Here is a 25,035-nt window from a genome sequence, read left to right as displayed (position 1 = left end):
GACGCTTTTCACCAATTTTTTCACGCATATTTGACCAATCCCGCACGTCTTGCGTGCCGACGAATTAAGGTTCATTCATCGAAACGCGACAGTTAGCGCATTTCAATCTGCTCGGATCTCGGACGGAACTCACTTTTAATAGGGAATAAGACATGAAAAAATCACTCGTTGCCCTCGCACTCTTCGGCGCTTTTGCCGCCACCGCACAAGCGCAGTCGTCCGTCCAAATCTACGGCACGATCGATGCTGGCCTGGGTAAAGCGACAGGTTCGACCACTGCCGTCACCAAGCGCGACAACAACAAGCTGGGTTTCAAGGGCACGGAAGATCTGGGCAATGGCTTGAAAGCTATTTTCCAACTGGAAATTCGCTATGAATCCGATACGGGTACGCTGGAAAGCAACTCCCGTCCGCTGTTCCAGGGTCAAAGCCGCGTCGGCCTGCAAGGCGACTTCGGTACCGTGCGCCTGGGCCGTGGCCTGACTGCCTTTCAGGAAGCAAGCACCGCGTTCGAACCATGGTCAGGCATGCCTACGCAAGCCGGTTTCCAGACCGACATCACGGTCGCCGGTTACACCAGCGATCCGCTGAGCGCAACGGGCAACTCGCGTAACCGCTTCTCGAACGCCGTGTTCTACAACTCGCCAGTCATCAGCGGCTTCCAGTTCAACGCCACTGTCGCTGCTAAAGAAGCCAATAACTTCGGCGGCATCGGCTTCAATGCACCAACGGCTGCTAACTTACCAGTACGTACCAATCCAAGCGGCAACTACGCCGTGGCGGCAAACGCTGCACCAGCGTCGAATCCATACTCGGTATCGGCAACGTACAACAACGCTCAGTTCGCCGCCATGGCCGCCTACGAGCGCAATGGCGTGCAAGCCAAGCTGTGGTCGGTTGCCGCATCGTTCAATCCGGTAACGGAACTGAAACTTATGGCATCGTACCAACATCAGGATGATGGCAACTTCAAGATCATCAATACCGATACCAAAGCTTGGCTCATAGGCGCAAACTATGACGTCGGCCCAGGCAAGATCCGCGCTGGCTACGGTCAGAAAACGCCGGACGGCGTCGCCAAGACCAAGCAGGCATCGCTGGGCTACGACTACAATCTGTCGAAACGTACCTACCTGTACGCAGATATTTCGAACAAGAAATCGGCCAGCGTCGCCAACTACAACAACACCACCTCGGTCAACTACATCGGTCTGGGCGTACACCACAACTTCTAATGGCCCGCCTGTCACCCTCCACGGGTGACAGCTGACCAGAAAATGCAAGGCGGCATGGGCAACCATGCCGCTTTTTTCATGGACGCATGGAAAATGCACCGATGCCGCGCCCTTTGCGCCTATGCCGCCGCACTCTCGGTTAGAATGAAGTGTTCAACTTTCACTGACAGACCTTATCAATGACCGCCACACTCGATTCCAGCACCGTCGCCCAGTACCTGAGCGAGCACCCGAATTTCTTCGAAGAGCATACCGCCCTGCTCGGCGAGGTCAAGCTGAGCAGCCCGCTGACGGGACGCACCATCTCGCTGCAGGAGCGGCAGATGGAAGTGATGCGCGACAAGTACAAGGCACTGGAACTGCGCATGTCCAAGCTGAGCCGCCTGGCCGAGGAAAATGGCGATATCGCCAGCAAATTCCATGGCTGGAACCAGGCCATGCTGCAAGTGCGCAACGATGCAGACATGCCGCGCGTGCTGGTTGACGCCTTGCAAAGCAATTTCGACGTGCCTTATGTCAGCCTGCGCCTGTGGCAAGTGCTGCCGGAACACGCCAACGGCTGGTTCACGGAAGATGTCACGGCCGATGTGCGCATGTTCGCCAACAGCTTGCAAGCGCCGTACTGCGGCAGCAACCGCGATTTCGAAGCCGTACATTGGTTGCAGGCCGACAAGATCGAATCGACCGTCATGATCGCCCTGCGCGCGCCAGGCACCACGGGCACCTTCGGCTTGCTGGTGCTCGGCTCGCCCGACAGCGAACGCTTTACCTCCAGCATGGGCACGGACTTCCTCGTGCACATCGGCGCCACGGGCAGCGCCGCCCTGGCCGCGCTGCGCGCCGGCTCGCCAGCCTGAGTCAGCCATGGGCGAGGCGCGCGGCAAGGCCGAATGGCTGGCTAGCTACCTGTCGCAGCTGGCCACGCAGCGCAAGCTGTCGCCGCATACGCTGGACGCCTACGGGCGCGACTTGCGCGCCTTGCTGGAACTGAGCGGCAATACGCCCTGGACGGCGCTGGCGCACAACGAAATACGCCGCTACACGGCCAAGCTGCACAGCGGAGGCCTCAACCCACGTTCGATCGCCCGCAAGCTCTCGTCGTGGCGAGGCTTTTTCAACTGGCTCAGTGGCGAGACCACGCTCGACGCCAACCCTGTCGACGGTATCCGCGCGCCCAAGCGGGCCAAAACATTACCGAAAGCCCTGTCGGTGGACGATGCCGTGCGACTCGTGGCGCCAGCGCAACACCAGCAGGGTAACGCCGAGCCGGAACAACTGTGCAACCGCGCCATGTTCGAGCTGCTGTATTCGAGCGGCTTGCGCGTATCCGAACTGACCAGCCTGGACAGCCATTACTGCAAGGCCGAGGCCGGCCAGCCCGCCTCGCTGGGCTGGCTCGACATGGCCAGCTTCGAAGTCATCGTCACGGGCAAGGGCAGCAAGATGCGCAAGGTGCCCGTCGGCAAGGCAGCGCTCGTGGCATTGACCGCCTGGCTGGCCGTGCGCCCGCCCGCGGCGGATGGCAGCGCCGCCTTGTTTTTAAGCACGCGCGGCACGCGCATCTCGCCGCGCGTATTGCAGCTGCGCCTGAAGGCGCACGCGCTGGCCACCGGGATTCCCGCAAATGTGCACCCGCACGTGCTGCGCCACTCGTTCGCTTCGCATGTGCTGCAATCGTCGGGCGACTTGCGCGCCGTGCAGGAAATGCTGGGGCATTCCAGCATCACTTCGACCCAGGTCTACACGGCCCTCGATTTCCAGCACCTGGCGCACGTGTACGACCAGGCGCATCCGCGCGCCAAGCTCAAATAGACAGCCGCGCCAGTAGACCAGCCTGATCCATATCAAGCGGATGGGCGCGCATTTGCAAGCTTTTGTAAAATTCCGGCATAATCGTCCGCATTCTTCCGCTTGCGCGGCGGCACCATCGATTACAGCATAGGCATCCTTCATGGCACTGATTCCAACCACTATCCTCACCGGTTTCCTGGGCGCCGGCAAAACCACCTTGCTCAACCGCATACTGCAGGAAGACCATGGCATGCGCATCGCCGTGATCGAAAACGAGTTTGGCCAGGAAAACATCGACAATGAAATCCTGGTACAGGATAGCAACGAGCACATCATCGAGATGAACAACGGCTGCATCTGCTGCACCGTGCGCGGCGACCTGATCGTGGGCCTGACGGAACTGGCGCGCAAGCGCGACGCCGGCCTGCTGGCGTTTGACCGCGTCGTCATCGAAACGACGGGCCTGGCCAACCCCGGCCCCGTGGCGCAAACCTTCTTTGTCGATGAAGAAGTGGGCAGCCACTACATGCTCGACGCCATTATCACGGTGGTCGATGCCCGCCATGCCATGAAGCAACTCGATGAATATGAGGAAGCCCAGCGGCAAGTGGGCTTTGCCGACAAGCTGCTGCTGTCGAAAACCGACCTCGTCAGTGAAGAGGACGTGACCACCCTGACGCGCCGCCTAAAGCGCATCAATCCCCGCGCTCCCATTGCCAAGGTCGATTTCGGCCGCGCGCCGCTGGCAGAAGTGCTCGACATTCGCGGTTTCAACCTGAATGAAAAGCTGGAACTGGACCCGGATTTCCTGGCCACCGAAACGGCACACGTCCACGACCACGACAAAGCGCACGACCACGATCACACACATGAACACATGCATGGACACGCACATGAGCACACAGATGAGCACGCACATGAGCACAGCGACGCCTGCGCCACCGATTGTGGCCATGTAGACCACCACCATGCACAGCACAGCGACGATATCGCCGCCTTTGTTTTCAAGAGCACGCAACCGTTCGACAGCGCCAAGCTTGACGAGTTCCTCGGCGGCCTGGTGCAAGTGTATGGCCCGCGCATGCTGCGCTACAAGGGCGTGCTGCTGATGCAGGGTGCCGAACGCAAGGTGGTATTCCAGGGCGTGCACCAGCTGATGGGCAGCGACCTGGGTGCCAAATGGGGCGAGAATGAAGTGCGTGGCAGCAAAATGGTGTTTATTGGCAAGAATCTACCAAAAGACATTTTTATTCGCGGACTCGAACAATGTTTGGTATAAACTAGCCGGGTTTTGCAAATTATCCTTTGCAAAGCAGAAACAAAAGGGAAAGTTAAGCACGCTTTCCCGCTGTCCGACACCCATCTTGCTGGTATAAACCAACAAGTAGCCGTCTCTGATCGGCTAGGCAACAAATCGGGATGGCAATATAAGGCAAAGCGTGCCAAAATCAGCGACGAAAACGGCCCATGTCGTTCGCCTGTCATGAAATGCTGGCAAACTGCCACTGGCCACATGCCAGGCATGCAAGCGATCCACCCAACACGCCCATTGGCGCGCGCATAGCGCGACTGGCATAGAGCGGTAAAAAGTTATCAACATGGCACCATAGCCTGCCGGTAATCCTGGCTTTCGCCGGCAAGCCAAGGTCGCAAGCAGTACAGCGGGACAGCAATGCCAAGCGGAACCTGTACAGTTGCTCGGTATCGCCGCATCAACTGATCAATTTGAAAACTCTGTCGTATCGAAGGTAAGCGAAGTTATGACCAAAACTAATAAATCGACCCCGGCCGCCAACCAAGACATCCCTCTCATCAGCGAAGACCAAATTCGCGCCATGAGCGAAGATGACTACATGAATCCGGCACAACTGGCATTCTTCAAGGCGCGCCTGCAGCAGCTCGAAAAAGACCTGCTGAAAAACGCCGGCGAAACCACGGAACACTTGCGTGAAACCGTGCTGGTCCCGGACCCTGCCGACCGCGCCACCATCGAGGAAGAGCATGCGCTGGAACTGCGCACGCGCGACCGCGAGCGCAAATTGCTGAAGAAAGTGCAGCAATCGATCGCCAGCATCGACGCCGGCGACTATGGCTGGTGCGAAGAAACGGGCGAGCCTATCGGCATCCCGCGCCTGATCGCCCGTCCGACCGCCACCCTGTCGCTGGAAGCCCAGCAGCGGCGCGAACTGAAGCAAAAGCTGTACGGCGACTGATCGCCCCTCCCCTTGCACGGCCGCCCCGGCGGTCCCGCGATGGCGAAAAAAAGCACACAACCTCGGTTGCGTGCTTTTTTTTCGTCCTGCGCCGACTACACTGAAGCAGGCACGGCAGCGGCAAGCGCCGCTTGCAATTGCCTTTTCCATCCCCACTTTTGAGTCATGGGCGCGCAGACGCATGACGCTGCACGCATCGGCACGAATCTTTTGAGGTCACTATGGAACAATTTCACGGCACCACCATCCTCTGCGTCCGGCGTGGCAAGCAAGTCGCCCTGGGTGGCGATGGCCAGGTAACTTTGGGCAACATTGTCATGAAGGGCACGGCCCGCAAGGTGCGTAAGTTGTATCAGGGCAAGGTCCTGGTCGGCTTTGCCGGCGGCACGGCCGACGCCTTCACCCTGCTCGACCGTTTTGAAGGCAAGCTGGAAAAGCACCAGGGCAATCTGCTGCGTGCCTCTGTCGAACTGGCCAAGGACTGGCGCACCGACCGCGTGCTGCGCCGCCTGGAAGCGATGCTGCTGGTAGCCGACAGCGAGTCGACCCTGGTCATCACGGGCAATGGCGACGTGCTGGAACCGGAAGACGGCATCGGCGCCATCGGCTCGGGCGGCACCTACGCCCAGTCGGCCGCCAAGGCGCTGCAGGAAAACACGGACTTGTCGCCGGCCGAAGTGGTCAAGAAATCGCTGACCATCGCTGCGGAACTCTGCATCTATACGAATATGTCGCACATTATCGAAACCCTCGACTAAGAGTCCCCGAGAAAACGCCCATGGCTGCGTTGCATGGCCTGGGCGTACAAAAACGTACTGCCTGCGGCCACGCGCCTTGCCCTGAACGTTTTTCGGGCACTCTACGCAAAGAAGACAGAAAGCTAACTATGATCATGAACATGACCCCGTCGGAAATCGTCACCGAACTCGACAAGCACGTGGTGGGCCAGGCCAAAGCCAAGCGCGCCGTCGCCATCGCCCTGCGCAACCGCTGGCGTCGCCAGCAAGTGGCCGAGCCCCTGCGCCATGAAATCACGCCCAAGAATATCCTCATGATCGGCCCCACGGGCGTCGGCAAGACGGAAATCGCGCGCCGCCTGGCCAAGCTGGCCGAAGCGCCATTCATCAAGATCGAAGCAACCAAGTTTACGGAAGTGGGCTATGTGGGGCGCGACGTCGACACCATCATCCGCGACCTGATCGACATCGGCATCAAGCAAACGCGCGCGCTGGAAATGAAGAAAGTGCGCGCACGCGCCGAAGATGCGGCGGAAGACCGCGTCATCGACATTCTCGTGCCGCCAGCACGCGACTTCGGCTTCACGCCGAATACGCCAGCGGCAGTGGATAGCGGCAGCGGCAGCGGTAGCGGCGACAGCACGCGCCAGACTTTCCGCAAGCGATTGCGCCAGGGCGAGCTCGATGACAAGGAAATCGAGATCGAGCTAGCCGAGGCGGGCCCGCAGATGGAAATCATGGCGCCGCCGGGCATGGAAGAAATGACGGAACAGATCAAGTCCATGTTCTCGGGCGTGGGCGGGCAGCGCAAGAAGGCACGCAAGGTCAAGATCCGCGAAGCATTGAAACTGCTGGTCGAGGAAGAAGCGGCCAAGCTGGTCAACGAAGATGAGCTGAAACAGAAAGCCATCCAGAACGTCGAGCAGAACGGCATCGTCTTTCTGGATGAAATCGACAAGATCGCCTCGCGCTCGGAGTCCGGCGGTGCCGATGTCTCGCGCGCGGGCGTGCAGCGCGACCTGCTGCCGCTGGTCGAAGGCACGACCGTCAACACCAAGTACGGCATGATACGCACGGACCACATCCTGTTCATCGCCTCGGGCGCCTTCCACCTGGCTAAGCCGTCGGACCTGATTCCCGAACTGCAGGGGCGTTTCCCCATCCGCGTGGAACTGGAATCGCTGTCGATTTCGGACTTCGAGCGTATTTTGACCAGCACCGACGCCTGCCTGACGATGCAGTACGAAGCCTTGCTGGCGACAGAAAACCTGACCTTGAAATTCGCGCCGGAAGGCATCACGCGCCTGGCGGAAATCGCCTATTCGGTCAATGAGCGCACCGAAAACATCGGCGCGCGCCGTCTGTACACGGTGATGGAAAAACTGCTGGAAGAAGTCTCGTTTACAGCCAGCGAAGGCAGCAGCAGCACGGAAAACTTGCTGGTGATCGATGCCGCCTACGTCAACGAACGCCTGGAAGCGCTGTCGGTCAACGAGGACCTGTCGCGCTACGTGCTGTAGGAAGAAAGGGGGAAACCGATGGCAAACAAGGCATTGGCGACGCGGCAGAAAATGCAGTTCCGCGTCGAATCCTCGCAAAAACCGCGCAATCCGGTGGCCACTGCGGCCTTGCAGCGCGCCGCCGGGGCGCACGTGAAAACCGTGTCTGGCCAGCGCCAGCAGGAAAAACGCCTGCTGGCGAAATTGCTGCTGAAGGTCGCAACGGATAAATAGGCCGCCTGCGGACACCCCCCATCGGGGCGTCCGCCATCAGGCCACTCTCTGCCGCAGCAGCATCCCCTTAGAAACGGTAGGACGCGCCCAGCGAAAACATATCGACCTTGGTCGTTTGCTTGTCGTTGTACTTGACGGGCACGCGGTCCCAATCGAGGTGCAGCGACCAGTTCTGGTTCAGCGCATACGCCGTGCCGATGCCGTAGATCAGGCCTGCCTTGTTCTTCTTGTCCGAACCGCCGCCCACATAATCGACCTTGCCCTGCGTGTAGGCCACGCCGGCGCGCCCGCTCAGGGTGAAAGCGTCGAACTGGTAGCCAAGCACGCCCTGCACGCCGGCGCCCGTGAACTTGCCGCGGCCGGCGCGCTTGCCGGCACCCGTGTCGAAGCCGGATTTGACTTCACCGCCCAGATACCCCACCAGTTCAACCGAAGGCAGGGCCACGCCGCCCTGAAACGGCAGCGCGTTGAAACTGTAACCCAGGTAGGCCTTGCCATTGCGCTTGCTGCTTTTGTCGCAATCGCCTTGTCCTGGCACGCAATCGAGGCCGCTACTGGCGCGAAAGCCATAGCTGGCGCCCGCATAGACGGGACCAGGTGCAGGCTCGGCTGCGGCCGCCACGGCATGCAGGGGAGCGATGGCGGCCAGCGCCAGCAGCGCTGCGGGGAAACGGAAAGATGGGAACATGGATAACCTCTACAAGTGGATGGATTGCCTGGTTGTAGCGCGCTGCGCGAGCCACAAGCGGGAGTGTCATCTCTTTTGCCGAGAAGTACTATCACCTTGTGCAAAGTGCTATTTGCGGCTACATTCGGTACCGTCATCCGCTACTAAACTTGTAAAAAAGGATATCTCGTGAGTTCACCTGAACTGGTTTTGCGCGTGCTGCGCACCCAATTGCGCGCCGCCGGCATCACGTACAAGGTACTGGCCGAACGCATCGCCATGAGCGAATCGAGCGTCAAGCGCATGTTTGGCCAGCACGACATGTCGCTGTCGCGCCTGGCCCTGATCTGCAAGGCCTCGGGCATCGCCATGGAAGACGTGCTGCGCGGCGCGGCCGACATCACGCCGCATGCCGACACGCTCACCCTGGTGCAGGAAAAGTCGCTGGTGGCGCATCCGCGCCTGCTGCTGGTGGCGATCTGCTGCCTGGGCCACTGGAGCCTGGAGCAGGTGGTGGAAACGTATGCGCTGACGCAGGCCGAATGCATCGGCTGCCTGGCCGAGCTGGACCGGCTGGGTTTGATCGAACTCAAGCCGCTGAACCGCTACAGCCTGCGCGTTTCGAACGCCTTCCACTGGCTGGCCGACGGTCCGGTGCAGCAGTACTTCCGCGAACACGTGGTGGCCGATTATTTCAGCGGGCATTTTGACGGCGCCGGCGAAACCCTGATGTGCATCCCGGCGCGCCTGTCGCTGTCGAGCGCGCAAGAGCTGGTGCAAAAGATCCGCCAACTGGCCGAGGAACTGGCGCGGCTGCACCAGAACGACCGGCGCCTGGCCCCCGCCGAGCGCGATGGCTTCACCCTGCTGCTGGGCTTTCGCTCATGGGAATTTGCCGCCTTCACGGCCCTGCGCCGCAGCACGGCGGCCGCCGCGCCGGGCGCCGCTTACCAGACCGGTCCCAGGAACAGATAGAGCGTGCTCTCGCCTCCCTTGGTCGCGCCCGCCGCCACATACACGGGACCGAAGCGCGTGTCGACGGAGATGAAGGCGCTGCTGGCCTGCGTGAACTTGCTGGCTTTCCAGCGTTCGCTCTGATCGAAGCCGCCGCCCATCTCCAGCGAAAAGCCGGCCCGCACGACGCCGCCCAGGGTGCTGGGCAGGGAACCGATGCGGCGCGCCATCACGAAGCGCGCGAAGGCGATACTGCGTCCTCTCACCGATTCAAATTCCGTGCCGGACAGGCGCAGGAAACCACCGAGATTGAGCGGCGCTTCGTCACGCTGTGAGCGCGCCCATTCGCCATACACGTGACCGGCCCAGTTGCCGCGGCCAAAGGCCTTCAACCCCGTGATGGACGATTGGCCCAGGGCCGCCTCGCCCGCCCCCGTGGTCGTATCGCGCGCCCAGGTGGCCTCAAGCAAGACGCCGCGCGTGGGAAAGCCCGGCGAATCGAGCGTATCGGCGCGGAATCGCACGAACTGCGTGGTGCCCAGCGCGCGCGACTCCGGCTGCGTAGGGTCGGCCGGAATCGCCAGCTTGCCCTTGACTTCCGTACGAGCGACGCCGAACTGCAGATCACCCCAGGTACCGAACTGGCGTCCCAGCACCAGTGCAGCTGTCTGGCCGTTATAGGCCAGGCGGGCGCTGCGCCGGCCATTGTCGAACAAATCTATCGCCGACGAAGTGTATTGCAACTGCGGCGCGATATACCACGGGTTGCCGGCGCCCAGCGGCTGCCAGAACTGCACGCCATAGCCGCGCGTATTACCGATCTGCGCCGTGCTGCGCAGCTCGCCGCCCCAGCTGTTCAGGTTCGAGCGCGCATGCAGCAGCTTCAGAGCGAAATTATTGCTGTCCCTGAAATCGCTGGCCAGTTCCAGGCCCACGCGCAGGCGGTTGCTGGCCCACGGCGCTTCGACCGCCTTGATGGTGACCGCGCGTTGGTCGCCGGAATCGATCACGTCCGTCTCCACGCGCGCCACGTCGCCCCGGCCATACAGCCTGGCCGCCGCCTTGAGCACATCTTCCTGGCTGACGGCCTGCCCTTCCACCAGGCCCGATTGCGCCTGCAGGATGCGCGGATTGATGTCGCCTTCGCTCTCCACGGCCAGGCGCGTGAGCGGCAGGGCCACGTCCAGCAAGGCCGGCGCGGCCAGGCGCAGCTGCTCACGCGCCGCATACTGCTCCGGCGGCAGAGCCAGCGGCGCCAGGCGGGCGGCCAATGCCTGCGCCGCCTGTTCGCCGGCGCGCATGGCGCGCGCATAGTTTTCAAAGTCGAGGAAACTGACGCCCGTCAAATCCGGCGCCACCAGGATATCCTGCGCGCGCAATTCCTTGAGCGAGCGCTGCACGTTCTGCTCCGTGAGGATCTGCAGCATCTGCTGCGCCACGCCGATGGCGCTGCCCAGGTCTTTTTCCGGCGCCAGCGGCGTGCCCACGTTGACGGCGATGATGATGTCGGCGCCCATCGCGCGCGCCATGTCGATGGGCAGGTTGCGCACCAGGCCCCCGTCGACCACCAGGCGGTTATTCACGCGCACGGGGGCAAACACGCCCGGCACGGCCAGCGAGGCGCGCATCGAGAGGAACAGCGGCGTGTCGACCAGTTCCACCAGCTCGCCATTGACCAGGTCCGACGCCACCGAGCGGAAGGGCAGCGGCAACTGGCTGGCGGGGCGGTCGCGCATGCCGGCCGGCAGCAGCCGGTTCAGCGCCATTTCCAGCGCCGCATTGCTGGCCGCCGACGGCGGCGTGGAAATGCCGTTGCGGCTGGTACCGAACTCGATGCGCGATGGCAGCAATAAATCTTCTTCGCGGCGGCGGAATGCCAGTTCATCGCGCGGCGGACGGTCGGCCACCACGCGCGCCCAGTTGGTTTCGCGCGCCATCTTTTCCAGGTCGGCCACGGAAGCGCCGGCCGCATACGCGCCGCCCACCACGCCACCCATGCTGGTGCCCACCACCATGTCGATCGGCACATGCAGCTCCTGCAGCACTTTCAATACGCCGATATGCGCGAGACCGCGCGCGCCACCGCCCGACAGTACCAGGGCGATGCGCGGGCGCGCCGGCACGGATGCCGCCTGAGCGGCTGGCGGGGAAGAGGTAGCGGCGGCGGCGGCGGCGCCAGCTTGCGGCAAGACGCACAACGCCGCCACGCAGCCCGCCAGGACGGCACGGATCGAGAACATGTTGACTCCTGTCGCGATGGCGGCACGGCGCCATCAGCATGATGGTAATGGGGTAAATCGGGGTAAATCCGACAATCAGCTCAATTCGACGGCGGCGTGCTGGTGGTGCTCACTTGCGGCGCCGGCATCATGGTCGCCGCACGCTGCTGCTCCATCGGCAGCGGCGGCGGCACCAGGCTGTTTGTCGGCGCGGGGGCCGCGGACGGCGATGGGGTGGCAGACATTTGCGCCGGCAAGGCCAGCGCCTTGTCGTCGGCCACCAGGTCGATGCGCTTGCTTACGCCGCCATCACGCAGCAGCACATGGCGCGCATGTACTTCCAGCACCGTCACGCCAGGCGCCACCTCGGCGCCTTCGGGCAGGGCTACGGACGGCTTGCCGTCAGTCGAGATGATGGCCACGCTGCCGCGGCCATTGCTGGTGGCCACCACACCCTTGAGTTGGTAATTGCTGGCCGTGGCCACGCTGACCTGACCACCGAACAATGAGGCGCCCGCCTCCACGCTGGCATCCTGCACCACCGGCACGACGGGTGGATTGATGGGGCGTTGCGGTGCCTTGAACAGCTGCATGGCCCAGTAGGCCAGCGACACGGACAGCGCCACGACGGCGAGCAAACTTGTAAATTGAGGCAAACGCTTCATGGCTTCCTTGAGTCTCTTATTTGACCAGCTGATTGATTTCGATAATCGGCATCAGCACGGCCAGCACGATCAGCAGCACCACCACGCCCATGGCCAGGATCAGGGCCGGCTCCAGCAGGCCGGCAATGGTCAGGGTGCGGCGTTCCAGATCCTGCTCCTGCGCGCTGGCGGCGCGTTCCAGCATGGCCGGCAGCTCGCCCGTGATTTCACCGGCGCGTATCATGTGGATCAGCATCGGCGGAAAATGCTTTTGCGCCGACAGCGCGCGCGCCAGGCTGACGCCCTCGCGCACGGCGCCGCTGGCTTCTTCCACTAGTTCCTGCATCGCCACATTCGTCAGCGTATCGCGGCTGGTGTCGAGCGCGCGCAAGATCGGCACGCCGGACCCCGTGGTGATGGCCAGGGTGCTGGCAAAACGCGCCGTATTCAAGCTGCGCTCGAACTTGCCGTACAGGGGCGCCGTCAGCAGCCAGGTATGCCAGCGCCGTTTCAAGGCGGGTTGCTGCAGCGCACGGCGCCAGGCGAACCAGGCGCCGACAAGGGCAATCGCCACGACGATGCCGTAGTTGCGCACAAAGTCCGACAACGCCAGCATGATGACGGTGAGCAGCGGCAGCTTCTGCTTGGTATTGGCGAAGACCGAGACGATCTGCGGCACCACGTAGGTGAGCAGGAAGATCACGATGGAAAACGCCACCACCGTGACGATGGCCGGATAGGTAAACGCCAGCTTGACCTTCTGCACCAGCGCATTACGCCGCTCGATGTAATCGGCCAGGCGCGACAGCACGCGCGACAAATGGCCGATCTGCTCGCCCGACGCCACCAGCGCCCGATAAATTTCCGCGAAATCGCGCGGATGGCGCGCCAGCACGTCGGAAAATGCGGCGCCGCCGATCACTTCCGAGCGGATCGAGGCGATTAGGTCGCGTAGGTAGGGCCGCTCGGCCTGTTCCAACAGCGCGGAAAACGCCTGTTCCAGCGGCAGGCCCGCTTCCAGCAAGCTGGCCAGCTGGCGCGTAAACAGGGCCAGCTCGGTGCTCGACAGGCGCTCGCCGAAGCCGCGCCGCCTGGTGACGCCGGCGGCGTCGACCTGCGCGGCGATCGGTTCGACCGCCAGCGGCACCAGGCCTTGCACGCGCAGCTCGGCACGCGCGGCACGGGGACTGTCGGCATTGAGCACGCCCTTGCGGGTAGCGCCCTGGGCATCGACGGCTTCATAACGGAATGCGGGCATGGTGGCGGGCCTAGTCTTTGGTGACGCGCAGCAATTCAGCCTGCGTGGTGGTGCCGTCGCGCAGCCAGCGTTCGCCGTCGTCGCGCATGCTCGTCATGCCATCCTGCAGGGCGACCGTGCGCACGTCCGCTTCCGACGCGCGGTTGTGGATCTGCGCGCGGATCTGCTCCGTCGTGCGCAGCAGCTCGTACACGCCCACGCGGCCCTGGTAGCCCGTCTGGCCGCACTGCTCGCAGCCGACCGCCTGCCAGTACTGGCCATCGAAGCTCTTGCAGGAGCCGCACAATTTGCGCACCAGGCGCTGCGCCAGCACGCCCAGCAGCGACGACGACAGCAAAAACGGTTCGATGCCCATGTCCAGCAAACGCGTGACGGCCGCCGACGCGTCGTTGGTATGCAAGGTCGCCAGCACCAGATGGCCCGTCAGCGAGGCTTGCACGGCGATCTGCGCCGTTTCCAGGTCGCGGATCTCGCCGATCATGATCACATCGGGGTCTTGCCGCAAAATCGCCCGCAACGCCTTGGCAAAGGTCATGTCGATGCGCGGATTGACCTGCGTCTGGCCCACGCCGGCCAGGTCATACTCGATCGGGTCTTCCACCGTCAGGATGTTCGTGGTGGTGGCATTGAGCATCGACAGCGCCGCGTACAGGGTGGTGGTCTTGCCCGAGCCGGTAGGACCGGTGACGAGCACGATGCCGTGCGGCTGCGTGATCAGGCCATCGAATTGCTTCAGCATGGGCGCGCTCATGCCCAGGTGCTGCAAGTCGAGGCGGCCCGCTTCCTTGTCCAGCAAGCGCAATACGGCCCGTTCGCCATGCCCGGTGGGCAGGGTCGAGACGCGCACGTCGACGGGCTTGCCGCCCACGCGCAGGGTGATGCGGCCATCCTGCGGCAAGCGTTTTTCGGCGATGTCGAGCTGCGCCATGATCTTGATGCGCGAAATCAGCGAGCCGTGGATGGCTTTCCTTGGACGCACCACGTCGCGCAGGCTGCCATCGATGCGAAAGCGCACGACGGAGGTCTGCTCGAACGGCTCGATGTGAATGTCGGAGGCGCCTTCGCGCAGCGCCTGCGTCAGCAGCGCGTTGATCATGCGGATGACGGGCGCGTCGTCGGACGATTCGAGCAAATCCTCGATGGCCGGCACGTCTTGCAGCAGCTTGGTGAGATCCAGGTCGGCGTCGAATTCATCGGCCATCTGCGACGCATCGCCGCCGCCGCCCGCGTAGGCGCCGGCAATCGCCGCATCGAGTTCGCCGCGCGGCAGCACCGTCAATTGAATCCGGCCGAAACGGCGCGACACTTCGGCAATCGCCGCCGGCGCCGTCGATGCGGCCACCAGCACCTCGACCGGGGCGCCATCGAGCGCGCCGGGCCGGGCCAGCAGGCCGAAATCGCGCGCGTAGGCGTAGGGAAGCAGATTACTCATGGCTGTCCCATCACTTCTGCTGCTGCGGCTGTGACTGCTGCTGGTATTGCTGCAGCAGCGGCTGCGGTGGCGTGGCCGCGTTGGCCGGCGCGCCTGGCGGCGGCGTCGGTGCCGGCGGCACAGGGCGCGTCACCATGTTGCCGCCCACCGGCTGGCCATCCTGCAAGGCCGGCAAGACGGGCGTGCCCAGGTCTTTCAACATCAGATTGCCCGTCGCCGGCACGGCGGCCGTCTCGGCCGAGCGCATATAGTCGTAGCGGTCGGCCGCCAGGCTGCCGCTCTGCTCCTTGTTGCGCACGATGACAGGGCGCAGGAAGATCATCAGATTGGTTTTCTTGCGCTCGCGCGTCTGGTACTTGAACAGGTTGCCGATCAGGGGGATATCGCCCAGGCCGCGCACTTTTTCCGCATTGTCGCCCGTGCTATCCTCGATCAGACCACCGAGCACGATGATCTGGCCATCGTCTGCCAGCACATTGTTTTCGATCACGCGGTTGTTGATGGTGATACCGCTGACGGCCGTCGACGTGGATTTGTCCACGCTCGACGTCTCGTGATAGATGCCCAGCTTGATCGTGCCGCCTTCGGAAATCTGCGGACGCACCTTCAGGGTCAGGCCCACTTCCTTGCGGTCGATGGTCTGGAAGGGGTTGGTGTTGGTGCCGGCCGTGCTGGTGTACTGGCCCGTCAGGATAGGCACGTTCTGGCCCACCTTGATGGTCGCCAGTTCATTGTCCAGGGTGATCAGGTTCGGCGTCGACAGGATGTTGGCGTTGCCGTCCGATTCCAGCGCATGCGCCACGGCGCCCAGGCCCAGCGCGCCGTTGATCTGCTTGAAGATGCCCACCGTCAGGCCGCCCGTCGGCAAGACCTTGCCGCCGCCCGTGGCAATGGCGGCGATGTTGTTGCTGGTGCCCGAGGCGAATGACTGCAGCGCGCCCACGCGGTAGTTGCTGGTGCTGTCGCCCGACAGGCCCAGCCACTGCACGCCGAACTCGGATGCCTTGGCCGACGTCACTTCGACGATCAGCGCCTCGATGTAGACCTGGGCACGGCGCACGTCGAGCTGGTCGATCACGGCGCGCAGGTTGCGGTAGACGGCTTCGTTGCACGTCAAAATCAGGGTATTCGTCGATGCGTCGGCCTGGATGAAACCGGCCGCGCCGCCGGACGACAACTGCTGCGGCCCGTTGTTCAGCGAGGCGCCACCCGAGGTGCCGCTTTGCGTATTGCCGCCCAGGCCAGTGCTGTTCATGCCACTGTTGTTCTGGCTGATCTGGTTATTCGTGCCCTGGTTGCTGGTACCCTGCTGCGCCGTGGCGGCCGTGCCATCCGACGTCACCACCGAGCGCAGGGTTTGCGCCAGCTTGGTGGCGTCCGCGTTTTTCAGGTACACCACATGCACATTGCCCAGCTGCGTGGTGGGCTGGTCCAGCTTCGAGATCAGCGACTTGGCCAGGTTGGCGCGCGCCGCCGATGGCGCGCGCAGCACCAGCGAATTGGTGCGCGGATCGGCCAGCACGGACACCTTGCCCGTGTCGGCGGCCGCGCCGGCGCCCGCATTGCCGCCTTCCATCAGCTTGTTGACCATCGAAGCCAGGTCGGAAGCGATGGCGTAGCGCACGGGGATCACGTCCAGGTCCGTCGAGGCGGGCACGTCGAGCGCGGCGATGATCTTCGCCAGGCGCTTGAGGTTATCCGCGTAATCGGTGATCACCAGCGAATTGTTGCCCGGGTTGGCGTTGATCGTGTTGTTCGGCGAGATCAAGGGGCGCAGCACGGCCAGCAAGTTGGCCGACGATTCGTAGTTCAGGTAAAACACCTGGGTGGCGATCTGGTCGCCCTTCACCTGGCTGGCGCCATTGCCCACCTGGGTTGGCACGGACTGCAGCTTGGCGTCCGCTTCCGGCACCACTTTCGCGTAACCGTCGCCAGAGACCACCGCGTAGCCCTGCAGGCGCAAGGCCGAGGCCAGCAGCCCGAAGGCCTGCGTCTTGCTAATGGATTTTTCCGACACCAGGGTGATCGTGCCCTTGACGCGCGGGTCGATGACGAAATTGATGTTGGTGTAATGGCCCACCGCCTTGATCACCGATTCGATATCGGCGCCGACAAAATTGAGCGCCGCTTCATCGCCGGGCGCGGCCCAGGTGGGTGCCGGCATGCCGGCTACGGAACAGCACAGCAAGGCAGCGGCCGACAGGCGGCGCAGCGAAAAGGAGAAAGTATGGGGGCTCACGGATGGTTTTTTCATTGTCTGAACTCTAAGGCGATGATGTTTTTTTCGCTATTGCTACGGCGCTGTCCCAGCAAATTCAACAAACTCGCCAAGGTCTCTTCATATCCTGCTGCGGCCTGGGCCTGGCCGGAAAACTGCATGCGCCCCTGTTGCAGGCTGCCGCTGCCGTCGAGCAGCAGCGGTCCCTTGATGGAGCGCAAGGTCAACGTCGCCTGCTGCCCCTGCCAATCGAAATCGAGCTCGTAGCTGCCCAGCGGACGCAGCGACGACAGGCGCGACGCCATGTCCGTCAGCTGCAAGGTGGTGCGGCCGACGGCGGAAAACTGCCGCTGCTCAAGGGCCAGCTCCAAGGTGCTCCACGACAAGCGCATGCTGCCCGTCGGCGCCACGGTATTTAACGGTGCACCCAGGCCACCGAGGCCATCGGCCGGCAGCAGCAGGGCCGCCGGGCTGACCTGCCAGTGCGACCACGAACCGCGCAAGTTCACCGGCTGCGACAGCGCCTGCGGGTTTTGCAATTCCACATCCGCCGATCCCCACAACACCGAGGGCGAAATGCGCCAGCTGAAGCGCCCCGGCAGCAGCGGTGTCACGGCGCCGTTCGCGCTGGCCGCCCCGCCGATAAAGGCCGAACCGCGCCACAGGGTACCTTGCGCGTCGCCCAAGGTCAAACGTCCGCCCGTCTGCTTTTCCACGATGCCGGCGACCCAGCCGGCCGGGAAAAACACCAGCAGGGTGATGCAGACGCTGACGAAGATGGCCAGCAACCAGCCAAGCAAGCGCCTCATCGTGCCGCGCCCGGGCTCTGGTGCAGGGTCAGGCTGGCATCGACCAGCCCCGCCTTGCCCTGCGCCGTGATCTTCGCTTCCTGCACCGCCACGCGGCCTTCGCGGCGCAAGCCGTCGAGCCACAACATGACGCTGGCAAACGGCACGCCATTCAGCTGCACGCGCGCATATTCGCCCGTCAGCGACAGCGATTGCGGGCTCAGGCCGCGCGCTTTCAAGGAAGCATCGAGGCTTTCACGGCCCATGGGCGCGACCTGCACGGGCGCCTGGCGCCTCAGTTCGCCCGCTTCGCGCGCCAGCGCCTGCAACTGGGCCGCGTTCTGGCGCAGCTCGGGCAAGCTCTTTTGCAAGGCGATGCGGCCAGACCAGGCCGGCTCGAAGAACACCGCATAGACGAGGGCCAGCCCCGCCACCACCGCGCCGATAGTCAAGAGCTTGCGCTCCTGCTGCGTGCGTTCGGCCCAGAATGCCTGCACATTTTGCTGTTGGCCCACCAGCGCGGCGCGCGCCTTGTTGACTGCTGCACTCATGCTTTTGCTCCCGTGGCCGGCGTGATCTTCCACACGCCCGGCGCCGTTTCATTCAAGGACAGCTTGCGCGCGGCCAGGCCATCGCGCACCTGCGCCTGGGCGCTGGCGTCGACCATGTCCGGTTTCAGCTTGACGATCAGGCTGCGTTCGCGGTATTCCAGCGAGGCTACCACGCCGCGCCCGGCCAGCCCGCCCAGCGCCTCGCCCAGCGCCGCGCTCATGCTGGTGAAGTCATCCATGCTCGCCTGCCCGCTTTGCAGGCGGGCAGCAGCGATATTGCGCCGCATCTGCTCCGCTTCCAGGCCATATACGGGCGCTTCATTCGGATACGCGGCCTTGAAGGTTTGCTGCATCGAGGTGCGCACGGTGGCTGCCTCGCGCTTCAAGCGCATCCATTCGATATTCATGCCGGCCAGGTTGACGATCACGGCCAGCAGCGCCAGGCGCAGCGGCCAGCGCCAGCGGCGCCATTCGGTGGCCGATCCCGTGGCCGTGCCCAGTGCGGGCGCCAGGTCCAGCCCCGCGCCCCTGGCGCCGGCGATCCAGTGCGCCCAATGGTCGGGTTCCAGCGTCACGCCATCCATGCCGGCAGCGAACTGTTGATATTGCGCCAGCTCGGCCTGCGCCACGTAGACCGTCAGGGGCACGTCGCCGGCAAACGCGCGCGTCGTCAGTAGCGCCTGCTGCGGCTGAGCCGGCAAGACCAGGCCCAAACCCTCTTGCGGCGCCTGGCGCAAGGCCAGTTCCAGACCGTCGCCGGCCGCGTGCAAGGATGCCGTCACGCTACCCGGCTGCAAGGGCAGGCACAGTTGCGACGGCAGCAGCGCCACCTTGCGCGCGCCCTGCGCCAGCAAAGCCTTGACCAGTACCTCGGCCCAGGCGCGCTGCGCCACGGCGACCGTGCGCATGCCGGCAGCGTCGGGCGCACCGGCGGCCAGCAGGCAATCCTGGGTGTCACCGAGGATATGTTCTTCCACCAGGCCAGGCAAGGCCGCGCGCAGGCGGGCACCGGCCAGCGGCGGGGTTTTCAGGCGCAGCAGCGTCACGTCGGCCGCCGCCAGCAGCAAGACCACCTGCTTCGCGCCGGCAATCAGCTGCCCCAGGCTGCCCAGCGGCGCGCTGCCCTGCTGCAGCAGGGCACCGCCGTCGCCGGCCAGCACGAAGGAGCAGGCAGGCGCGCTGTCGGTGGACGCCTTGGCCGGGTGACGGATATACAATATTGTCAAAGTGACTCGCTTTCAGCTGTTAATTTTCCCGCAACCAGACCAGGCTGGTAGTGCGCTGCGGATCCGTTTTTCGATTGACGAGCGCCACGGCATCGAGGGCGGCGCGGTCTAGCCGCACGCGGATGACGGTGAGGAAGTAGCGGCTCTTCACGTCGAGTTCCACACCTTCAATCACTTGCTTACTATCAATATTATTCTTGAAGTTTGCTAAATCAACAAATTTTTTACGCGGATTGCTCAAAGTCAGGGCACTGGCCTCGGACAAGGACATCATCGTCACGGCCGCCAACACTTCGGCCGGCGCGGTATTCACGTTCACTGGCGTCAATTCCGGCAGCACGATGATGAAATCGCGCAGCGTCTCAATCATCTGCGGCGTATAACCGGGCACGGCCAGCAAGTCCTCGACCTGCGTGAAGGCCACCGGTTCGCTGCTGCCGCCCGAGGCGGCGGGGGCAGCAGGCGTCTTGCCGTCCGCGCTGCTGTCGGCAGTGCGTGGCTTCGGCCGCGCGCGCAGCACGGCATCGGCTGCGGCTTGCGCCAAGCTACTATCGAGCTTCATGTTTGACAACAAGCGCTGATAGGCCAGCACCTGTTTCAGATTGATGGTGCCCGTGGCGTCAACCAGGTTAGTGATATTGAAACGCGCCTGGGCATCGAGCGCGCGCCCCGAAACAGTGGCGTCGAATTTTTCCGTGTCGACCTTTTCGCGGTCGACGTAATCGTCGAGCCGCGCTTCCTCGATGGGCGTGGCCCACACGCCGTCCAGCGCCGTCAGCATGGGATTGTCCTGGCGCAGCCAGAAACGGGCAAAATCGACCATGCCGCGCATGGCCCACTGGGTCTGCAGGCGCAGGCGCTGGTTTTCCATCGAACGCACCTGCACCTGTTGCTGCCAGAACAGGCTGGCGACGACGGTGATGGCCAGCGCCGTCAGCAGCAAGGCCGTGATGACGGCCACGCCGCGCTGGCGCGCGGGGAGCGAAAAGCGCTTCATCCCGGCCCCAATAAAAAGACTTTGGACAGGCCCGCGTCCTGGCCCGGCATCTGCAGGGTCACTTCCAGACCCGGCACTTGCTTGGAAATGGTGGCGCCGGCAGTCAGCACGTTCCAGGCGCCGTTGCTCCAGCCGCGCATGACCATGCTGTCGACGCCGCGCATCAGGGCCACGTCGGCGTTGGAGGTATCGGTATCGTCGCGCGCCGCCTGCCACAGGGTGTCGAGCACGGCCAAGTCGCGCGTGCCATTCGACTCGCGCCGCGTCAGCACGCCGCCGCGCAAACGGTAAGTGACCACTTGCAACTGCTGCGGTTCCTGTTCCGACGCGGCCAGACGCACCAGGGTCAGGCGGTCGGTCTCGGCGCTCAAGTTGGTGCGCCCATTCAGCAGGGTATTGCCCTGACCGGCGCCGGCCAGGTGGTCGCAATCGCTCTGCATCTGGGCAAACGCCAGCTGCATGCCGCGCGCCTGCTCCAGCTGGCTGGTCAGCACTTCGCGCGAACGCATGATGCTGTCCAGGCCGCGCCAGCCCAGCACGGCGACCATGGCCAGGATGCCGATCGCCACGAGTAGCTCGATCAAGGTGAAACCTGCGGCGGCGTGATGGCGGCGCGCCATCAGTCGTTGAACGCCAGTAACACCAGGCGCACAATGCGCCGGGCCGGGTATTGCACGTCGTACACGTTGACGCGCACTTGCCGGATGCGGGGATTCGGCGTGGCTACCACCTCTTCTTCGCAAATGAGTTTTAAATCGCCTTGCGGGCAATCGACCGTGCGCTTGCCCGTCTGCGGAAAAGTCTTCGCCAGGCGCAGCCGCACCAAGTGGTTTTCCGCCGACCAGGTGGCCATCATGGCGCTGCGCAAGCCGTCGCTGTTTTGCGTCAGGCTGCCCACGGCGCGCAGCGAAGCGCCCAAGGCCGTGCCGACGATGACCAGGGCCACCAATACTTCCAGCAAAGTGAAGCCGGACTGCGAGCCGGGCTGGCGGCGTTGTCGGGAAAAGTCCATCATTGCTCGACCGTGAAATGGCCGATGCCGTCGGCACGGATGGCCACGCTGCGTTCGCCGCTGGCCAGGGTTAGCACGAAAGGCTTATCGACCGGTTCGCGGCCGAAGATGATGCGTAGCGGCTGGGCCACGCTGTTCGACGGCTGCACGCTGAGCAGCATGGGCGTATTGGCAAACGCGCGCTCGCGCAGCAAATCATCCTGCGTCACGGGTTGCCACAGCTTTTCATTGAGGACCAGGAAACGGTATTGATTTTCGTCAGCCTCGAACGCCACCTGCCGGCTGCGCACGATGGCTTCATCGCGCGCCAGTTGCAGCAGCAGGGCGATGCGCTCGGCTTCCTTCTGCAGCGCTTGCTGGCCATTCGGCATGGCGTTCAGCGACACCAGGCCCAGGGTGACGCCGATGATGACCATCACCACCAGCAATTCGATCAGCGTGAAGCCGCTGGCGCGTGGCCGGGGCAGTACGCGACCGGTGGTCATGGCAGGCATGCAATGGAAAACTTACAGTTCCCAGGAGCCGATATCGGCATCGTCGCCGCTACCGCCAGGCTGGCCGTCGGCGCCCAGCGAGATCAGGTCGACTTCGCCTTTCACGCCCGGCGACAGGAACTGATACGGGTTGCCCCATGGGTCCTTCGGCATCTTTTCCAGGTAACCGCCCGCCTTCCAGCCATTCGCGGCCGGTCCCGTGGTCGGTTTTTCGATCAGCGCCTGCAAGCCCTGCTCGGTGGTCGGGTAGCGCTGGTTATCCAGGCGATACAGTTTCAAGGCTTGCATCACGGTAGCGATGTCGACTTTCGCCGCCGCCACTTTCGACTCGCCCGTGCGGGCGATCAGCTTGGGTACCACCAGCGACGCGAGGATGCCCATGATCACCACCACGACCATGATTTCGATCAAGGTGAAGCCGCGCGCGCGGCGCTGGCGGGTCGGATGGTTTGCTGCGTTTTGCATAAGAAAGAGAGAAGAAGGTGAGTAATGAGTGCAGAGTATAAAGCGGAAATATGACAAAGCCTGTCATATGGGGAAAAATTTGTGCGCGGCTACTCAGAGCGGCAAGACCACTACACCGCAAACGGCGCAGCCGGGGTCGCGCGCGACCTGCATGCTGCTCCATTCCATGTGCACGCCGTCGAGCAGCAGCAGCCGTCCGGCCAGCGATTGCCCCACGCCCATGATCAGTTTCAGCGCCTCGGTCGCCTGCATGGCGCCCACCACGCCCACCAGCGGCGCGAACACGCCCATGCTCGAGCATGCCTCATCCGTGAACTGCTGCTCCTGCGGAAACAGGCAGGAATAACACGGCTGGGTGCCCGTGCGCGGGTCGAACACGCTCACTTGCCCATCGAAACGGATCACGGCGCCCGACACCAGCGGCACCCTGGCAGCCACGCAGGCGCGGTTAACGGCATGGCGCGTGGCGAAGTTGTCGGTGCAATCGAGCACCACCGTGCTGGAGCAGACCAGTTCGGCCAGGCGCGCGCCGTCAAGACGCTCTTGCAAGGCAACGATGTCAATCTCGGGATTGATGCCAATCAAAGTTTCGCGTGCCGACAGCACTTTCGGCTGGCCCACGCGCTGCGTCGTGTGGGCGATCTGGCGCTGCAGATTGGTCAGGTCGACCGTATCGTCATCGACCAGGGTCAGCTTGCCGACACCGCTGGCTGCCAGGTACATGGCGGCCGGCGAGCCAAGCCCGCCCGCGCCGATCACCAGCACATGCGCATCGAGCAAGGCTTGCTGGCCTTCGATGCCGATCTCGTCTAACAGGATGTGGCGCGAATAGCGCAGCAGCTGATGGTCATTCATGGCGGCAACTACGGTTTTCGCACAGGGATTTTCTTGTCATCGGCCTTGATGTCGGAAGCGATTTCCGGCTTGGCGCTGATCTTTTCGCCCTTGGCGTCGGCTTTGGCCAGCTGCACCGGCAAGCCCTGGAAGTGGTTCAAGGCTTGCTGCAATTGAAAGTCATCCTTGGCGCCGTATTCGAGCGGCTTGCGCTTTTTCGCCGTGGTGATCAGGCGCTGCTCTTCTTCCAGTTGTTCCTGCATGCCTTCCATGGTCGGCTTGGCCGCTTCCGGCTTGCCATCGTTGCTGCTCAAGTGTTTTTCCAGGTCCGCCTCGCGCACGCGCAGGCTGTTCCAGCCATCGCCTTCGGCCGTTTCATCGACCAGCAAGTCGGGCACGATGCCGCGCGCCTGGATGGCCCGGCCTTTCGGCGTGTAGTAGCGGGCCGTGGTCAGCTTGACGGCCGTGTCGGCCGTGATCTGGCGCAAGGTTTGCACGGAACCCTTGCCGAACGTTTGCGTACCGATGACGGTGGCGCGCTGGTAATCCTGCAAGGCACCGGCGACGATTTCCGACGCGGACGCGGAACCGGCATTGACCAGCACCACCAGCGGCACGGTTTTCAGCGCGGCCGGCAGCTTGGCCAGCGGGTCGGCCTTGGCGCCCGGCGGCGCATAGAATTCGCGGCGGCCATAAAACACCTGTTTCGATTCCGGCAACTGGCCCTTGGTGGAAACGATCACGGAGTTACCCGGAAGAAATGCTGTCGCCACACCGATGGCGCCCGGCACGACGCCACCGGGATCGTTGCGCAAGTCCAGCACCAGGCCCTTCAGCTTGGGGTCTTGCGCATACAGCGCGTTGATCTTTTTGACCATGTCATCGACGGTCGGTTCCTGGAACTGGGCGATGCGCAGCCAGGCATAGCCGGGCGCGACCATCTTGGCCTTCACGCTTTGCACGCGGATTTCCTCGCGCACGATGGGGAACACCAGCGGTTTGCTCTCGCCCTTGCGCGACATCGTCAGCACCAGCTTGCTGCCAGGCTGGCCGCGCATCTTCTTGATGACTTCTTCGAGCTGCAAGCCCTTCAGCGGGATATTGTCGAGACGGGTGATCAAGTCGCCCGCCTGGATGCCGGCCTTGGCGGCAGGGCTGTCCTCGATGGGCGAGACGACTTTCACGTAGCCGTCTTCCATGCTCACTTCGATGCCGATGCCGACAAACTTGCCTTGCACGCTTTCGCGCATTTCCTTGAAAGCATTCTTGTCGAGGTAGACAGAATGCGGGTCCAGCGACGAGACCATGCCGGAAATGGCTTCCGTCAAGAGTTTCTTGTCTTCCACCTTCTCGACATAATCAGACTTGATCAAGCCGAAGACATCGGACAGTTGGCGCAACTCATCGAGCGGCAGCGGGGCATTCGTGATTTTTTGCGCCACGGCAGGGAACTGCAGCGACATGCCGATGCCGGCCAGTACGCCCAGACCGATCAGGCCGATACTTTTGACTTTGATGCCCATGTCTTCTTCACAATCTACAAATTCGATGCCACAGCAATGGTGGG

At 63.3% G+C, this 25,035-nt stretch carries 25 protein-coding genes; 9 read left to right on the top strand and 16 right to left on the bottom strand.

The window, feature by feature from the left end; genetic code table 11:
• The first annotated feature begins 152 nt into the window (after positions 1–152).
• The 8 genes from ACQ4W7_RS06790 to ACQ4W7_RS06755 all read left to right on the top strand — a co-directional run bounded on the left by ACQ4W7_RS06790 (position 153) and on the right by ACQ4W7_RS06755 (position 7,709).
• The gene (locus ACQ4W7_RS06790; protein WP_436529326.1) at positions 153–1,235 is read left to right on the top strand and encodes a porin; all 1,083 of its coding nucleotides are present in this window, start codon (positions 153–155) and stop codon (positions 1,233–1,235) included.
• Positions 1,236–1,414: 179 nt separating this feature from the next.
• Positions 1,415–2,092: a DUF484 family protein gene (locus ACQ4W7_RS06785; protein WP_426073428.1), complete on the top strand. Its 678-nt coding sequence runs from the start codon at positions 1,415–1,417 to the stop codon at positions 2,090–2,092.
• A gap of 7 nt (positions 2,093–2,099) precedes the next feature.
• Positions 2,100–3,047: a tyrosine recombinase XerC gene (locus ACQ4W7_RS06780; RefSeq protein ID WP_426073429.1), complete on the top strand. Its 948-nt coding sequence runs from the start codon at positions 2,100–2,102 to the stop codon at positions 3,045–3,047.
• 139 nt (positions 3,048–3,186) lie between these two features.
• Positions 3,187–4,305, top strand: a complete 1,119-nt coding sequence (locus ACQ4W7_RS06775) for a CobW family GTP-binding protein (protein WP_436529323.1) — start codon at positions 3,187–3,189, stop codon at positions 4,303–4,305.
• A 481-nt stretch (positions 4,306–4,786) separates the two neighbouring features.
• Positions 4,787–5,239, top strand: a complete 453-nt coding sequence (gene dksA, locus ACQ4W7_RS06770; RefSeq protein ID WP_034753066.1) for an RNA polymerase-binding protein DksA — start codon at positions 4,787–4,789, stop codon at positions 5,237–5,239.
• A 221-nt stretch (positions 5,240–5,460) separates the two neighbouring features.
• Complete coding sequence (gene hslV, locus ACQ4W7_RS06765; RefSeq protein ID WP_010394217.1) at positions 5,461–5,997, top strand: ATP-dependent protease subunit HslV; 537 nt, start codon at positions 5,461–5,463, stop codon at positions 5,995–5,997.
• A 134-nt stretch (positions 5,998–6,131) separates the two neighbouring features.
• Positions 6,132–7,496 carry an ATP-dependent protease ATPase subunit HslU gene (gene hslU / locus ACQ4W7_RS06760; protein ID WP_436529321.1) on the top strand — a complete coding sequence of 455 codons (1,365 nt, stop codon included), beginning with the start codon at positions 6,132–6,134 and terminating at the stop codon, positions 7,494–7,496.
• An 18-nt stretch (positions 7,497–7,514) separates the two neighbouring features.
• Positions 7,515–7,709 carry a hypothetical protein gene (locus tag ACQ4W7_RS06755; RefSeq protein ID WP_426073432.1) on the top strand — a complete coding sequence of 65 codons (195 nt, stop codon included), beginning with the start codon at positions 7,515–7,517 and terminating at the stop codon, positions 7,707–7,709.
• A gap of 67 nt (positions 7,710–7,776) precedes the next feature.
• Here the strand turns inward: ACQ4W7_RS06755 and ACQ4W7_RS06750 are convergent, their stop codons facing one another.
• On the bottom strand, positions 7,777–8,397 hold the full coding sequence (locus ACQ4W7_RS06750) for an outer membrane protein (protein WP_426073433.1): 621 nt from the start codon (positions 8,395–8,397) through the stop codon (positions 7,777–7,779).
• 168 nt (positions 8,398–8,565) lie between these two features.
• Between ACQ4W7_RS06750 and ACQ4W7_RS06745 the strand changes: the two genes are divergently transcribed.
• Positions 8,566–9,351 (top strand): helix-turn-helix domain-containing protein, encoded by a 786-nt coding sequence (locus ACQ4W7_RS06745; protein WP_426073434.1) that lies wholly within the window; start codon positions 8,566–8,568, stop codon positions 9,349–9,351.
• On the opposite strand, the gene ACQ4W7_RS06740 is transcribed toward ACQ4W7_RS06745, so the two are convergent.
• The 15 genes from ACQ4W7_RS06740 to ACQ4W7_RS06670 all read right to left on the bottom strand — a co-directional run bounded on the left by ACQ4W7_RS06740 (position 9,324) and on the right by ACQ4W7_RS06670 (position 24,991).
• The gene (locus ACQ4W7_RS06740) at positions 9,324–11,570 is read right to left on the bottom strand and encodes a patatin-like phospholipase family protein (protein WP_436529318.1); all 2,247 of its coding nucleotides are present in this window, start codon (positions 11,568–11,570) and stop codon (positions 9,324–9,326) included. The genes ACQ4W7_RS06745 and ACQ4W7_RS06740 overlap by 28 nt on opposite strands.
• A gap of 80 nt (positions 11,571–11,650) precedes the next feature.
• Positions 11,651–12,214, bottom strand: coding sequence for a type II secretion system protein N (locus ACQ4W7_RS06735; protein ID WP_436529316.1), 564 nt, complete (start codon positions 12,212–12,214; stop codon positions 11,651–11,653).
• Positions 12,215–12,230: 16 nt separating this feature from the next.
• A complete protein-coding gene (gspF, locus tag ACQ4W7_RS06730) occupies positions 12,231–13,451 on the bottom strand; it encodes a type II secretion system inner membrane protein GspF (RefSeq protein WP_426073437.1) in 1,221 nt (406 codons plus the stop codon).
• A 10-nt stretch (positions 13,452–13,461) separates the two neighbouring features.
• Positions 13,462–14,883 carry a type II secretion system ATPase GspE gene (gene gspE / locus ACQ4W7_RS06725; protein ID WP_436529314.1) on the bottom strand — a complete coding sequence of 474 codons (1,422 nt, stop codon included), beginning with the start codon at positions 14,881–14,883 and terminating at the stop codon, positions 13,462–13,464.
• 10 nt (positions 14,884–14,893) lie between these two features.
• Positions 14,894–17,137 (bottom strand): type II secretion system secretin GspD, encoded by a 2,244-nt coding sequence (gene gspD / locus ACQ4W7_RS06720; RefSeq protein ID WP_436529312.1) that lies wholly within the window; start codon positions 17,135–17,137, stop codon positions 14,894–14,896.
• The gene (locus ACQ4W7_RS06715) at positions 17,134–17,910 is read right to left on the bottom strand and encodes a type II secretion system protein N (protein ID WP_436529310.1); all 777 of its coding nucleotides are present in this window, start codon (positions 17,908–17,910) and stop codon (positions 17,134–17,136) included. Before ACQ4W7_RS06715 ends, gspD begins: the two co-directional genes overlap by 4 nt.
• Positions 17,907–18,440 carry a type II secretion system protein M gene (locus ACQ4W7_RS06710; protein ID WP_436529308.1) on the bottom strand — a complete coding sequence of 178 codons (534 nt, stop codon included), beginning with the start codon at positions 18,438–18,440 and terminating at the stop codon, positions 17,907–17,909. Before ACQ4W7_RS06710 ends, ACQ4W7_RS06715 begins: the two co-directional genes overlap by 4 nt.
• Positions 18,437–19,666 (bottom strand): type II secretion system protein GspL, encoded by a 1,230-nt coding sequence (gspL, locus tag ACQ4W7_RS06705; RefSeq protein WP_436529306.1) that lies wholly within the window; start codon positions 19,664–19,666, stop codon positions 18,437–18,439. Before gspL ends, ACQ4W7_RS06710 begins: the two co-directional genes overlap by 4 nt.
• Positions 19,667–19,685: 19 nt before the next feature.
• Positions 19,686–20,663, bottom strand: coding sequence for a type II secretion system minor pseudopilin GspK (gene gspK, locus ACQ4W7_RS06700; protein WP_426073443.1), 978 nt, complete (start codon positions 20,661–20,663; stop codon positions 19,686–19,688).
• The gene (locus ACQ4W7_RS06695) at positions 20,660–21,283 is read right to left on the bottom strand and encodes a PulJ/GspJ family protein (protein WP_436529304.1); all 624 of its coding nucleotides are present in this window, start codon (positions 21,281–21,283) and stop codon (positions 20,660–20,662) included. Before ACQ4W7_RS06695 ends, gspK begins: the two co-directional genes overlap by 4 nt.
• Positions 21,283–21,678, bottom strand: a complete 396-nt coding sequence (gene gspI / locus ACQ4W7_RS06690; protein ID WP_436529302.1) for a type II secretion system minor pseudopilin GspI — start codon at positions 21,676–21,678, stop codon at positions 21,283–21,285. The genes ACQ4W7_RS06695 and gspI overlap by 1 nt, the downstream gene beginning before the upstream one ends.
• Entirely contained in the window at positions 21,675–22,169 is a 495-nt protein-coding gene (locus ACQ4W7_RS06685) for a GspH/FimT family pseudopilin (protein WP_436529300.1), read from the bottom strand. Before ACQ4W7_RS06685 ends, gspI begins: the two co-directional genes overlap by 4 nt.
• A 12-nt stretch (positions 22,170–22,181) precedes the next feature.
• A complete protein-coding gene (gene gspG / locus ACQ4W7_RS06680) occupies positions 22,182–22,634 on the bottom strand; it encodes a type II secretion system major pseudopilin GspG (RefSeq protein WP_102123085.1) in 453 nt (150 codons plus the stop codon).
• Between the two features lie 93 nt (positions 22,635–22,727).
• Positions 22,728–23,489, bottom strand: a complete 762-nt coding sequence (locus tag ACQ4W7_RS06675; RefSeq protein ID WP_436529298.1) for a HesA/MoeB/ThiF family protein — start codon at positions 23,487–23,489, stop codon at positions 22,728–22,730.
• A gap of 8 nt (positions 23,490–23,497) precedes the next feature.
• Positions 23,498–24,991 (bottom strand): S41 family peptidase, encoded by a 1,494-nt coding sequence (locus tag ACQ4W7_RS06670; protein ID WP_426073447.1) that lies wholly within the window; start codon positions 24,989–24,991, stop codon positions 23,498–23,500.
• Positions 24,992–25,035: the final 44 nt, after the last annotated feature.

Source organism: Janthinobacterium algoris (assembly GCF_051380935.1).
Lineage (GTDB): Bacteria > Pseudomonadota > Gammaproteobacteria > Burkholderiales > Burkholderiaceae_D > Janthinobacterium.
This window is presented reverse-complemented; position numbering and strand designations above follow the sequence as displayed.

Coding starts and splice junctions, on each gene's coding strand:
- ACQ4W7_RS06790 (WP_436529326.1), top strand. CDS start 153: ATGAAAAAATCACTCGTTGCCCTCGCACTCTTCGGCGCTTTTGCCGCC.
- ACQ4W7_RS06785 (WP_426073428.1), top strand. CDS start 1,415: ATGACCGCCACACTCGATTCCAGCACCGTCGCCCAGTACCTGAGCGAG.
- ACQ4W7_RS06780 (WP_426073429.1), top strand. CDS start 2,100: ATGGGCGAGGCGCGCGGCAAGGCCGAATGGCTGGCTAGCTACCTGTCG.
- ACQ4W7_RS06775 (WP_436529323.1), top strand. CDS start 3,187: ATGGCACTGATTCCAACCACTATCCTCACCGGTTTCCTGGGCGCCGGC.
- dksA (WP_034753066.1), top strand. CDS start 4,787: ATGACCAAAACTAATAAATCGACCCCGGCCGCCAACCAAGACATCCCT.
- hslV (WP_010394217.1), top strand. CDS start 5,461: ATGGAACAATTTCACGGCACCACCATCCTCTGCGTCCGGCGTGGCAAG.
- hslU (WP_436529321.1), top strand. CDS start 6,132: ATGAACATGACCCCGTCGGAAATCGTCACCGAACTCGACAAGCACGTG.
- ACQ4W7_RS06755 (WP_426073432.1), top strand. CDS start 7,515: ATGGCAAACAAGGCATTGGCGACGCGGCAGAAAATGCAGTTCCGCGTC.
- ACQ4W7_RS06750 (WP_426073433.1), bottom strand. CDS start 8,397: ATGTTCCCATCTTTCCGTTTCCCCGCAGCGCTGCTGGCGCTGGCCGCC.
- ACQ4W7_RS06740 (WP_436529318.1), bottom strand. CDS start 11,570: ATGTTCTCGATCCGTGCCGTCCTGGCGGGCTGCGTGGCGGCGTTGTGC.
- ACQ4W7_RS06735 (WP_436529316.1), bottom strand. CDS start 12,214: ATGAAGCGTTTGCCTCAATTTACAAGTTTGCTCGCCGTCGTGGCGCTG.
- gspF (WP_426073437.1), bottom strand. CDS start 13,451: ATGCCCGCATTCCGTTATGAAGCCGTCGATGCCCAGGGCGCTACCCGC.
- gspE (WP_436529314.1), bottom strand. CDS start 14,883: ATGAGTAATCTGCTTCCCTACGCCTACGCGCGCGATTTCGGCCTGCTG.
- gspD (WP_436529312.1), bottom strand. CDS start 17,137: ATGAAAAAACCATCCGTGAGCCCCCATACTTTCTCCTTTTCGCTGCGC.
- ACQ4W7_RS06715 (WP_436529310.1), bottom strand. CDS start 17,910: ATGAGGCGCTTGCTTGGCTGGTTGCTGGCCATCTTCGTCAGCGTCTGC.
- ACQ4W7_RS06710 (WP_436529308.1), bottom strand. CDS start 18,440: ATGAGTGCAGCAGTCAACAAGGCGCGCGCCGCGCTGGTGGGCCAACAG.
- gspK (WP_426073443.1), bottom strand. CDS start 20,663: ATGAAGCGCTTTTCGCTCCCCGCGCGCCAGCGCGGCGTGGCCGTCATC.
- ACQ4W7_RS06695 (WP_436529304.1), bottom strand. CDS start 21,283: ATGGCGCGCCGCCATCACGCCGCCGCAGGTTTCACCTTGATCGAGCTA.
- gspI (WP_436529302.1), bottom strand. CDS start 21,678: ATGATGGACTTTTCCCGACAACGCCGCCAGCCCGGCTCGCAGTCCGGC.
- ACQ4W7_RS06685 (WP_436529300.1), bottom strand. CDS start 22,169: ATGCCTGCCATGACCACCGGTCGCGTACTGCCCCGGCCACGCGCCAGC.
- gspG (WP_102123085.1), bottom strand. CDS start 22,634: ATGCAAAACGCAGCAAACCATCCGACCCGCCAGCGCCGCGCGCGCGGC.
- ACQ4W7_RS06675 (WP_436529298.1), bottom strand. CDS start 23,489: ATGAATGACCATCAGCTGCTGCGCTATTCGCGCCACATCCTGTTAGAC.
- ACQ4W7_RS06670 (WP_426073447.1), bottom strand. CDS start 24,991: ATGGGCATCAAAGTCAAAAGTATCGGCCTGATCGGTCTGGGCGTACTG.